The 11,696-nt window shown below is 74.4% G+C and carries 6 protein-coding genes and 1 pseudogene; 4 read left to right on the top strand and 3 right to left on the bottom strand.

Annotated elements, in window-relative coordinates; translation table 11 throughout:
• The first annotated feature begins 302 nt into the window (after window positions 1-302).
• Together ACIHAR_RS11975 and ACIHAR_RS11970 are read left to right on the top strand one after the other, a co-directional pair.
• The gene (locus tag ACIHAR_RS11975; RefSeq protein ID WP_400018855.1) at window positions 303-1,343 is read left to right on the top strand and encodes an adenosine deaminase; all 1,041 of its coding nucleotides are present in this window, start codon (window positions 303-305) and stop codon (window positions 1,341-1,343) included.
• A 15-nt stretch (window positions 1,344-1,358) separates the two neighbouring features.
• Window positions 1,359-2,054: a glycerophosphodiester phosphodiesterase gene (locus ACIHAR_RS11970; RefSeq protein WP_365470393.1), complete on the top strand. Its 696-nt coding sequence runs from the start codon at window positions 1,359-1,361 to the stop codon at window positions 2,052-2,054.
• A 221-nt stretch (window positions 2,055-2,275) separates the two neighbouring features.
• On the opposite strand, the pseudogene ACIHAR_RS11965 reads toward ACIHAR_RS11970, so the two are convergent.
• Window positions 2,276-2,596 (bottom strand): annotated as a pseudogene (locus tag ACIHAR_RS11965) (sigma-70 family RNA polymerase sigma factor); the annotation flags it as partial.
• 240 nt (window positions 2,597-2,836) lie between these two features.
• Here ACIHAR_RS11965 and ACIHAR_RS11960 point away from each other — a divergent pair.
• Window positions 2,837-4,144, top strand: a complete 1,308-nt coding sequence (locus tag ACIHAR_RS11960) for a serine hydrolase domain-containing protein (protein ID WP_400018853.1) — start codon at window positions 2,837-2,839, stop codon at window positions 4,142-4,144.
• Here the strand turns inward: ACIHAR_RS11960 and ACIHAR_RS11955 are convergent.
• Window positions 4,137-4,661 (bottom strand): hypothetical protein, encoded by a 525-nt coding sequence (locus ACIHAR_RS11955; RefSeq protein WP_400018852.1) that lies wholly within the window; start codon window positions 4,659-4,661, stop codon window positions 4,137-4,139. The two genes, ACIHAR_RS11960 and ACIHAR_RS11955, sit on opposite strands and share 8 nt — an antisense overlap.
• Before the next feature lie 155 nt (window positions 4,662-4,816).
• Between ACIHAR_RS11955 and ACIHAR_RS11950 the strand changes: the two genes are divergently transcribed.
• Window positions 4,817-5,782: a hypothetical protein gene (locus ACIHAR_RS11950; protein ID WP_400018850.1), complete on the top strand. Its 966-nt coding sequence runs from the start codon at window positions 4,817-4,819 to the stop codon at window positions 5,780-5,782.
• Between the two features lie 12 nt (window positions 5,783-5,794).
• Here ACIHAR_RS11950 and ACIHAR_RS11945 read toward each other — a convergent pair whose 3' ends face one another.
• Window positions 5,795-11,602 carry a TIR domain-containing protein gene (locus ACIHAR_RS11945; RefSeq protein WP_400018848.1) on the bottom strand — a complete coding sequence of 1,936 codons (5,808 nt, stop codon included), beginning with the start codon at window positions 11,600-11,602 and terminating at the stop codon, window positions 5,795-5,797.
• Between the last annotated feature and the right edge of the window lie 94 nt (window positions 11,603-11,696).

Genomic DNA, 11,696 nt, shown 5'->3' with positions numbered 1-11,696 from the left:
CCCCCCCCCCCCCCCCCCCCCCCCCCCCCCCCCCCCCCCCCCCCCCCCCCCCCCCCCCCCCCCCCCCCCCCCCCCCCCCCCCCCCCCCCCCCCCCCGACCCACCCACCCCCCGCAGGCGCCCCCCGCCAGCCGCCGCAGGCACCGCGCACCCCGCCGGCCGCCGCAGGCACCAGGCGCACCCCACCCGCCGCCCGCAGGCCCACGCAGGACCCCGCCCACCGCCGGAGGCCCCGCACAGCCCACCCCCCTCCCCCTACGATGACCCCGACCCACCCGATCAGCCGATCACGGGAAGGCCCCCTTGACCACCACCCACCCCCTGCACGCCTTCATCGCCGGCCTCCCCAAGGCCGAACTGCACGTCCACCACGTCGGCTCCGCCTCCCCGCGGATCGTCGCGGAGCTCGCCGCCCGCCACCCCGACTCCAAGGTGCCCACGGACCCCGAGGCCCTGGTCGACTACTTCACCTTCACGGACTTCGCGCACTTCATCGAGGTGTACCTGTCCGTCGTGGACCTCATCCGCACCCCGGAGGACGTCCGACTCCTCACCTACGAGGTCGCCCGCGACCTGGCCCGCCAGCAGGTGCGGTACGCCGAACTGACGATCACCCCCTTCTCGTCCACACGGCGAGGCATCGACGAGAGCGCCTTCATGGACGCGATCGAGGACGCCCGCAAGGCCGCCGAGGCGGAGTTCGGCACGATCCTGCGCTGGTGCTTCGACATCCCCGGCGAGGCCGGCCTGGAGGCCGCGGAGGAGACGACCCGCCTCGCCACGGAGGACCGCCTGCGCCCGGAGGGCCTGGTCTCCTTCGGTCTCGGCGGCCCGGAGATCGGCGTACCGCGCCCGCAGTTCAAGCCGTACTTCGACCGGGCGATCGCCGCGGGCCTGCACTCGGTTCCGCACGCCGGAGAGACGACCGGCCCGCAGACCGTCTGGGACGCCCTCACCCACCTGCGCGCGGAACGCATCGGGCACGGCACCAGCTCCGCCCAGGACGAGAAGCTGCTCGCCCACCTCGTCGAGCACCGCATCACCCTGGAGGTGTGCCCGACCTCCAACATCGCCACGCGCGCGGTGCGCACCCTCGACGAGCACCCCATCAAGCAGTTCGCCGAGGCCGGCGTCCTGGTCACCGTCAACTCCGACGACCCGCCCATGTTCGGCACGGACCTCAACACCGAGTACGCGGTCGCGGCCCGGCTCCTCGGCCTCGACGAGCGGGGTGTGGCGGAGCTGGCGAAGAACGCGGTGGAGGCGGCGTTCCTCGACGAACCGGCCAAGGCCCGGATCAGGTCCGAGATCGACGCCTACACGGCGGGGTGGCCGGCGCGCTGACGCCACAATGACCCCATGCAGACCGTGACAGCCGTGGCCCACCGCGGCGCCCCCTACCGCTTCCGTGAGAACACCCTCGACTCGCTGCGCACCGCCCTCGATCTGGGCGCGGACGCGGTCGAGATCGACGTACGCCTCACCCGGGACGGCGTGCCGGTGCTGCTGCACGACGAGACGCTGAAGCGGCTGTGGGAGCGGGAACGGCCGTTGCTGTCCCTGTCGGCCGCCGAGGTGCGCGAACTGACCGGGGGCGGGGTGCCGACCCTGGAGGAGGCGTTGGCGGCGACCGAGGGCAGCCGCGTGATGCTCGACCTGCCGGGCACGCGGGACGTGCGGACGGCGCGCCGGGTCGTGGACGTCGTACGGGAGGCGGGGGCGGCGGACCGCGTGTACTACTGCGCGGACGCCGTCGCGATGCTGGCCGTGCGCGCCGCGGACCCGGCGGCCGAGATCGCCCTGACCCGTTCGAGTCTGGCGCCGGCGCGGCCCGCGCTGCTGGCGGCGGTGCGGCCGCGCTGGCTCAACTACCGCTTCTCCCTGGTGAACCGCGAGCTGGCCGCCCGCGTGCACCGCGACGGCTGTCTGCTCTCGGTGTGGACGCCGGACACCCGCCGCTCGATGCGCCGCCTGCTGGACATGGGCGTCGACTCGATCACCACGAACCGCATCGACGTCCTGTGCGCACTGCGCGCGGTCCGGCCCGCCGGGTGACACGACACCGCTGGAAGACGCACCACTGCACACGACACGCCAGACGCCGCACCGCCGCACACGACACGCCAGACGCCGCACCGCCGCACACGACACCGCCAGACGCCGCACCGCCGCACCGCCGCACGCGAGACCGCTGCACGCCGGGCCACTACACGCGCGACCGCTGAGGCACGGTCGCCGGGTCGTCCGGATTCTCGCGGGTGACGTACTGCCTGCGCGGTGCGGCGGCGCGCCCGGTCCCGGATCTGCCGCATGGCGATCGCGACCAGCCAGGACCGGAATCTGTCGGGGTCACGGAGCGAGCCGAGGTTGTCGACGGCGCGCAGCATGGTCTCCTGGACGACGTCGTCGACGTCGGCGTGGCCGTTCAGGGCGCGGCCGACGACGTTGTAGACGAGCGGCAGCCAGCCCGCGACCAGCTCGTCCAGCGCCTGCCGGTCATCGGCCTGCGCGGCGGCGATGGTGGACCGCCAGTGCTGCCCGTCCACGTGGTCCCCCCGGTCTCTCCCTGCCTGGTTCCTGTCCTTGCGACCCCGCACCTTCCCGGGGGGCGTGGGGTGGTGGCTGTGCCCGGGGGCACGTTCCGGAGACGGGGAGCGGGCCTCGGGGATAACACTTTTCCGTCCCCGTAAGGGACGCCCCCGACACACCCTCACCGTGCAAGGCACTTGCTCGGGGTCGCCCCAGGGTCGGGCGCCCTCCTCGCCGACGATCCGGGTGGCCGCGAACCGCCCGAGGATGATCACGACCACGTCACGACACCCCTCGGGAGTCTTCGCATGCGCGCTCGCCACCACACGGCCGCCGCCACCAGCACCGGCACCGCCACCACTGGTACCGGCACCGCAACCGCCACCACCCGCACCGGCACCAGCCCCCTCACCGCCACCCGCACCCGCTCTCTCACCACCCGCCGCACCGCCGCTGTCACCGCCGCCCTCGTCCTCGCCTTCGTCGCGGGCCCCCTCACCGCCCCCGCGTTCGCCTCACCGGCGTCGAACCCAACCGCCCCGGCCGTCCCCGCCACCCCGGCCGCCGACGCCCCCGGCGCACGCGGCCTGGACACCGAGGCCCTGAGCGCCGCGCTCGATGGTCTCCCGGACCAGGACGCGACCGCGGCCCTGGTCCGGGTGGGCGGCTCCGCCGGCAGCTGGCACGGCAGCGCGGGCGTCCACGACCTGGCGAGCGGCCGCCCGGCGGTCCCGGACGCCCGCTTCCGGGCCGGTTCGGTGACGAAGGTGGTGACGGCGGCGGCCGTCCTCAAGCTCGCCGCGCGGGGCGAGATCAACCTGAACCGGCCGGTCCAGCGGTATCTCCCGGGCCTCCTCGGCCGGGACTTCCGGCCGATCACCGTACGGCAGTTGCTGAACCACACCAGCGGCATCCCGGCCGGCGACAGCCTCGGGACGACCTTCGAGGAGCTGTACGAGCACCGCTACGACACGCTCACGCCCCAGGAGGTCGTGGCCTCGGCGGCGGCAAAGGGGCCGGAGTTCCGTCCCGGATGCAAGCAGCAGTACCTCAACATCAACTACACGGTGCTCGGCCTGCTGATCGAGAACGTGACCGGGCGGTCGTACGCCGAGGCGGCCACCGAGCTGGTGCTGGCGCCCGCCGGGGCGCGGGACACGTACTTCCCCGGCGCCGACCCGCGTATCCGCGGCCCGCACAACCACGGCTACCAGAAGGTCGAGACAGCGGACGGGACGACGGAGCTCGTCGACGTCACGGAGTGGAACCAGGCGGACCGGTTCGCGGCCGGGGACATGATCTCCACGACCGCGGACCTGGAGCGGCTGCTCACGTCGCTGTTCCGGGGACGGATCGTGCCGCAGCCGCAACTGCGCGAGATGTTCACGGTTCCGGCGCACATCGAGGGAGCCACGTACAGCGCGGGGCTCCAGCGGTTCGAGCACGAGGGGAAGGTCTACTGGCTGAAGACGGGCGGCCGGTACGGATACAACGCGGTGATCGCAGGGACCCGAAACCTGAGCCGCACCCTGGTCTACTCGGTCAACTCCACGGACGCGAAGGCGGAGGACACGAACCCGGTCGCCCAGCGGATCGCGATGGCCGCTCTCAAGTAGCCGCGAGGACCTGGGGGTTCGCAGTGGTGAGCGCCTCGAGCCGCTTGATCTTCCGCCGCACGGCGTACAGCGGGATGACCCCGAACACGCCGAACGACATGTCGATCACGCTCCACCAGAAGGGGATGCCGCGGATCGGCCCGCATATCAGCGCGAGCGGGACGATCCCGGCGCAGGCGATCATGCCGAACTCGACGACCCAGACGTTGCGGACGGGGTCGCGGTAGGGGCCGTAGAAGGCGACGGCGATGACGAGGTGGGCGAAGGCCAGCCAGTCGGTGCCGTAGAGGACGAAGGTGTATTCGGCGTCGACGGTGTCCAGCCCCTGCCGCACGCGCTCGATCCAGTCCATCAGGCCGGGCAGGTGGTCCGGCACGGACAGGGTGCGCAACAGCTCCTCGGTCCAGCGCATTTCGTGCACCAGGGGGAAGGCCGTGGCGCCGCTGAGCACCAGGCAGACGACGAAGAAGACCAGCCAGGCGCGGATGCCCTTCAAAAGGGCGGCTCTGTCGCTCATGGGGGCAGCGTAGCCCGAGTTGAACATGTTCAAAATCTTGATCGCGGGCGATCGCCGGCGAATGCCCACCCTTCCCTTTGCCTCATACCCCCTGGGGGTATAATCTAGCGCGAAGCGCATACCCCCTGGTGGTATTGAGAACCAAGGAGCCGGTGATGAACTCCCTCCAGAAGATCGGCGCGTTCGGCGCAGCCGTCGCCGCGACCTTCGGCGCCGCCTACGGCGTCGGCGCCGCGTTCGGTCCGGGCGGCCCGGTGACGAAGCCCGCCGCGCACACGGCCTCCGACAAGCACGCCTCGGAGGACCCCACCCCACCCACCGCACCACCACCGGAAGGCGTCACCCCGGCCGGCCTCCAGGTCTCCCAGGACGGCTACACCCTCGACCTGGAGACCACCGCCGTCCCGGCCGGCGAGAAGGCCACCCTCCGCTTCGTCGTCCGCGACGCCGAGGGCGAACCGGTGACGCGCTACCGGACCGAGCACGGGAAGCAGCTGCACCTGATCGTCGCCTCACGCGAGCTGACGACGTACCGCCACCTGCACCCCACCCGGGCCGCCGACGGCACATGGAGCGCCCCGGTCGACCTCCCCGCCGCGGGCGGCTACCGCGTCTTCGCGGACTTCGTCCCGGCCGGAGGGTCCGAGGGCCTGACCCTCGGCTCCGACCTGACGGTCACCGGACCGTACCGGGCGTCCCGGCCGCCCGCGCCCGCGTCCACCACCACCGTCGACGGCTACGCCGTCACCCTCGGGGGCGTCCTGAAGGCCGGCGGCGAGAGCGACCTGACCTTCACCGTGCGCCGCGGCGGCCGGCCGGTCACCGGCCTCCAGCCCTACCTCGGCGCCTACGGCCACCTGGTCGCCCTGCGCTCCGGCGACCTCGCCTACCTGCACGTCCACCCGCACGAGGAGGCCGAGGGCGAGGCCGCCTCCGGCCCCGAGGTGTCCTTCGCGGCCACCGCGCCGAGCGCGGGCACCTACCGGCTGTTCCTGGACTTCAAGGTCGACGGGACGGTCCGCACGGCGGCGTTCACCGTGCGGGCGGGTAGCGGCGCCCCGGCCACGGAGCCCTCCTCACATGCGTCCGGCACCGGCGAGGAGGCTCCCCACGGCCACTGAGCCGGCGCCTCCTCACCCCAGCGTGTCGTCCAGCGGCACGTGCCTCACCCCCGGCAGATGCCCGTCCAGCTCACCGGGCTCGAACCGGCACATCCCCACCGCGTGCCAGAACTCGCCCGTGACGTCGCCCTCGTACTTGTAGCCGCCGGACGGCGACAGCGCCGCCCAGCCGCCCGGCAGTCCGACGAGGGTGGCCCGCAGGGTGGCCGGGGCGCCGCCGGGGACGTTCCACAGCCGTACCGTGCCGTCCTCGCCGCCGCTGGCCAGCAGCGAGCCGTCGGGGCTGAACGCGACCGCGAGGACACGGCCGGTGTGGCCGGTCAGGACGCCGGTCGCGCGTCCGGTGCGCGGGTCCCACAGGCGGACCGTCCGGTCGTCGCCGGCGGTCGCCAGCAGGGGCCGCAGCGGATGCGCGGCGGCCGTCCAGAGCTTGCCGGTGTGGCCGGTCAGCCGGTGCGCGACGGCGCCGTCCCGCCAGATCACCGCCTGTCCGTCCCAGGCCGCGCTGGCCAGCCAGGAGCCGTCGGGCGCGAAGGCCACGGCGTACACCCGGTCGGTGTGCCCGTCGAGGACGGCGGTGATCCGCCGGGCGGCCAGGTCCCAGAGCCGCACCTTGCGGTCGTCGCAGCCGGTGGCCAGGACCGCCCCGTCGGGCCGGAAGGCGATGGAGCGGACCCGGCCGTAGTGCTCGGTGATGGTGGTGACGTGGGCGCCGGTGGCGCGGTACCACAGCCGTACGGTGTCGTCGTCGTTGGCGGTGGCGACCAGGTCGCCGTCCGCGCTGAGCGCCTCGGCCCACACGTGGTCCGTCTCGACGTCCATCTCCCGCTGGTACTCGCCGGTCCCGGCGTCCCACAGGTACAGGTCGCCGTCGCTGCTCGCGGTGGCCAGCACGGTCGGGTCGGCGGGGCTGAACACCGCCGAGACCAGGCGGTCGCTCTGCCCGGTCAGCTCCCGCAGCCGCCGCCCGGAGGCGGCGTGCCACAGCCGGACGACACCGTCGTTGCCGCCGGCCGCGAGCAGGGAGCCGTCGGCGTTGAAGGACAGGGTGCCGATCCGCCGCCCGTGGCCGCGCAGGATGCGCCGGCCCTGTCCGGTGGCGGGGTCCCAGATCCGTACGACACCGTCGTTGGCGCCGGTCACCAGCAGGGCGCCGGCCTCCGGGGCGGGCGCGTCGCCGTGCGGGCGGAACTTGCACACCCAGACCGAGCCGCGGTGCTCCGCGGGCTGCCGGGTGAGGGGGACGGCCACCGGGTCGGCGTCGGGCGTCACGCGCCACAGCCGGACGACGCCCTGGCTGTCCCCGGCGGCCAGCAGCGTCCCGTCGGGGTCGAACAGCACCTGGTACACCGCGCCCCGGCAGCCGCCGAGCAGTCCGGCGCCGGTCCCGGAGGCGAGGTCCCACAGCCGCACCTCGCCCTCGGTGTCGCCGCTCACCAGGAACCGGCCGCCGGGGTGGAAGTCCAGCGTGTAGACGCGCCCGGCGTGACCGGTGAACGTGTGCAGCACCCGCCGTGCGGCCACGTCCCACACCCGGACCGTCCCGGCCCGCCCGCCGCCCATGTCGCCGGTGGCGAGCAGCGTCCCGTCCGGGCTGAACCGGGCCCGGAACACCGCGCCCCGGTGTCCCGGCAGCTCCCCGATCAGCCGCCCGTCGGCGGGGTCCCACAGCCGTACGGCGGCGGAGGCGTCGCCGGTGACCAGGGTGGCGTTGCCCGGCCCGAGGGCGGCCGTGTAGACGGGCGCGGAGTGGCCGGGCAGCCGGTGCAGGGGCTCGCCCGTGGCCGTGTCCCACAGGGTGACCACGCCGTCGGCGTCGCCGGTCACCAGCAGCGAGCCCTCGGCGTCCAGGACGACCGGCCAGACGCCCCCCGGGTGGATGTCCAGCCGGTGCCGGCACGCGCCGGAGACCGGGTCCCACAGCCTGACGGTCCCGTCGGCGCTGCCGGTCGCCAGCACCCGCTCCCGGAACTTGACGGCGTACACACGGTCGGTGTGGCCCTCCAGGGTGCGCAGGGCGGTGCCGGTGACGGCGTCGCAGACCAGCACCCCGCCGTCCTCGCTGCCCACGGCGAGGAGTTCGCCGTCCGGGCTGTAGGAGAGGGGTTCGGGCAGTCGGCTGGAGCGCATGTCGAAGCCGTACGGCACGCCGACCGCGGCGGGCCGGAAGCCGGAGTCGACGGCCATGCCGGGGGCGACGGCGGCCCAGGCCAGTTCGGGGGTTGCGGGCAGGTCGGCGCCGGTGGTCGCCGAGACGAGCGCCGCCCGCCGCCACCTCCCGCCCTCGACACGGGCGCCGGTCAGGTCGGTGCGGATCATCCGGGCCCGCCGCAGGTCGGCGCCGCGCAGGTCGGCGCCCGTGAGGTCGGCGCCGTCGAGCCGGGCGCCGGTCAGCCGGGCGTCGCGCAGGACGGCCCCGGACAGGTTGGCGCCGACCATGCGGGCGTCGGTGAGGTCGGCGCGGGTGAGGTCGACTCCGGAGAAGTCGCGGTAGGACAGGTCCTCCCCGGCGAGCGCGGCGCCGCGCAGATCGGTGTGGGCGGGCACGCGCAGCCGGGCGAGGATCTTCACGGCGTTGGCGCGGGCGGTCTCCTCGGCTCCGTCGCCGTCCGCGCCCAGGGCGCGCTCGGCCCACTCCTGGCAGGCGCGGTGGTCGGCGAGGTCGCAGAGGAACTCCACGGCGAGGCGGCTGAGCTGGCGTCGGGACAGGAGCGCGGTGTCCCCGGTGGCCAGCCGCAGGGCGCAGGCGCGGGCGACGAGCCACTCGATCACGGAGCCGTGGATGAACCGGAACACGCCGTCGTCGCTGCGCACCAGCAGACTGCCGGAGCCGACCGCGTGGGCGGCCTGCGGCACCGACAGCCGGCTGTCGGCGAGTCCGGTCAGGGTCTCGGCGACGTCGGTGAGCTCGTCGAGGCGCAGGGAGTCCTGGCCGCTCTCCCACAGCCGGAGGGCGAGCGCGGTGACCGCGCTCCACAACTGGTCCAGGCTCAGTCCGGGGGCACGGCCGGGTCCGCCGCCGACGCGCTGCGCCTCGAAGGTCAGCCAGGCGGTGAGGACCTCCTCGTAGAGGCCGGCGGGGCTGAGGGCGCGTCCGGCGCCGGCGACCGCGCGCAGCTGGTCGTCGTCGAGGTCGGCGACGAAGCCGAGCAGCCGGGGGTTGCGGCAGAGGGCGATCAGGTCGGGGATGGCGTCGAGGAGGCGGACCCGGCGGTCGGCGGCGCGTTCGTCGCCGTCGTAGCGGTTGACCAGGTAGGCGTGGATCTGCTGCGGGGTGAACTCCTGCACGGCCAGGACCCGCCGGTGCGGGAGGAGGCCGACGCGTTCGCCCAGGGCGGTCAGCACCTGACCCTGGGAGCGGAAGTGCTGGGTGCGGCTGCTGACGACGATCTTGGCGTTGTCGACGGCGGAGTCCAGGAGCACTTGGAGGCGTTCGGCGGCGCGGTCGTAGGTGACCTGGGTGACGAGTTCGTCGAAGCCGTCGAAGAGCAGCACGATCCGGCCCTGCTGGAGCATGTAGCGGAAGGCGCGCAGGTCGATGGTGTCGACACCGTGGGCGGCGAGGTGCGCGGCGACCAGGCCTTCGAAGGAGTAGGCCCGGTCCAGCGCGTTCAGTTCCACCAGCAGCGGGACCAGGTGCGGCAGTTCGGCGGGGATGCGGCGGGCCAGCTCGCGCAGGGCGAAGGTCTTGCCGTGTCCGAAGTCGCCGAGGAGCAGCAGGAAGCGGCCCTGGTCGGAGTCGAGGAGGCGGAGCATGTCGTCGACCAGGCCGTCGCGGTCCTCCGAGCCGAGGCGCTCCACCTCCCGGTACCGCTGCGGCAGGTACATGCCCGGGGGGTAGCGGGGGTCGGTGCGCAGCCGCTCGCTCTGGGCGGCGACGTATCCGCGCAGGTCGAGCAGGCCCTGGAACTCGGTGAAGCTGCGTACCCGGACGCCTCTGCGGCGGGCGAGGTCGCGCAGTTCGCGGGCGGGCGGCGGGCCGTCGTGGACGAGTTCCGCCTCGGTCTCGGAGTCGGCCGCGTGCACGAGGGCCACGACCCGGTCGATGTCCTCGGCGGTCGGGGTGCCGGTGTGCACGGCGACCCGCTGCTGGCGGACGAAGCCCGCCTGTTCCCAGGTGACGAGGAGCTGGGGCACCGGTCCGGCGACCGGCCGGATCTGGGCGCCCTCGTGCCGGGTGCGGCAGACCTCGGCGACGCGGGCGAGCAGGACCTCGGCCGGGGACTGCACGGCCCGCGGCTCGGGGTCGGCCGGGGTGGCGGGGGCCGGTGTGGGCTCGTCGGTCCGTGCGCCGTCCGGGACGGGGCCGAAGGCGCGGTGGGCCCGCCGCCACTCCGCCTGCCGCCGCTCCGGCTCGCCGGGCCCCTGCCAGGCCGCCAGCCCGTCCCGGCCGATGCGCAGCAGCCGGTGCCGGCCCGGCTCGGCGGTGCCGAGCAGCGGGAGTTCGCCGGCGGCGGTGGCGAGGGCGGGGCGGGCGCCGGGACCGGCGGGGCCGTGCAGGAGCAGGTGCAGCCGGGGCGCGGTGAGCCGGGCGAGGACGTCGGTGTCGCGCAGCGGTCCGCTCCCGTCGGAGGCGCCGCCCCGCCCTCGGCCGGGCGGATGCCGCAGCGCCCCGAGCCGCAGCCACCCTTCCTCCTCGTAGGGGCGCAGCGCCTGCGCGAACCAGGCGGCCTGCTCGGGACCGACGAAGCCGTACTGGTCGTCGAGCCGGTGGCTGTAGGCCATGGACGAGTTGAGTCCGGCGACCACCGTGTGCAGTTCGGGCACGGGGAACAGGGTCCACGGCTGGTCGCTGTCGAAGACGACGTCGAGGCCCTGGTAGAGCTCCTGGAAGAGCCGGGCGAAGTGCCTCCACTTGGGCCAGTACGGCGGCCGGGGCGGCATCTCGTCGGCCTCGCAGGTGCTGAAGTAGGCCCGGCAGGCGGCCTGGTTGACGTCCCGGCCGCCGGGGACGAGGGCGACCCGGTGCGGTTCGAGGCCGAGGAGTGCGCGCAGCCCGGTGAGGAAGGCGAGCGCCTGGTCGAACTCGCGGGGGCTGCCGGAGGCGGTCAGGTCGCCGGTGACCACCAGCAGGTCCGGGGCGGGGGCGCCCGCGTCGGTCAGCTCGACGAGGTCGCCCCAGATCGCCGCCTGCAGTTCGGCCGGATCCTGTCCCCGGCCGAACGCCGGCCCGGCGAGATGGAGCACGGTGACCGCCTCGCGCCCCCGCGCGTCTCCGGACGCCGGCGGATACGCCGGTGGCGCGGCGGGCCTGCGCCGTCCGGCCCAGCCGGGCCGCCCGAGCGGCCGGCCCGGCGGGGGCGCGGTGGGCAGGGCGGGGGTGGGCGGCGGCAGCGGGCCGTTCCCGCCCGGGTAGTCGGGGCGCAGACTGGGACGGGCGCGGCCGTCGAGTGCCTGGCGGACCCGGGTCAGGAGCAGGTCGCGGGCGGCCGACGGATCGGCGACCGGGACGAGGTCGACGTAGGTGATGGTGGCGAGCAGGCCCTCCACCGGGATGTCCTCGACCCGTACGGTGATCAGCCGGCGGTCCGGCGTGTCCGGGTCGGCCCGCAGCGCGGCCTGCCACTCCATACGGCCGTAGCGGGAGCGTTCGTAGTTGCGCGAGAGGACGGCGATGACGGCGGCCGACTCGCTCACGCCCCGGTCCATGAAGTCCACGAAGTTGGTGCCGGGCACGAAGTCCCACGCCTGCAGGACCGTGCGGTAGCCGGCTTCCTCCAGGGTCCAGGCGATCCATGCCGCCCAGCGCTCGTCGGCCGGCGAATAGCTGACGAAGAAGTCCAACGGCCCTGTCTCACCGATCATCTGACGCTCCCCCATATATTCATGATGAATGAGTGAGCATCGGTATGCACCGGTTTCGCAACGCGGATCCCGGCCGGAACGCCCCGACGGCGAGACCGACGGCCCACAG

It is taken from the genome of Streptomyces sp. NPDC052016, from assembly GCF_044548445.1.
Taxonomy (GTDB): domain Bacteria; phylum Actinomycetota; class Actinomycetes; order Streptomycetales; family Streptomycetaceae; genus Streptomyces.
Note: the sequence above shows the minus strand (reverse complement) of the source record. Positions and strands in the feature narration are given on the sequence as shown.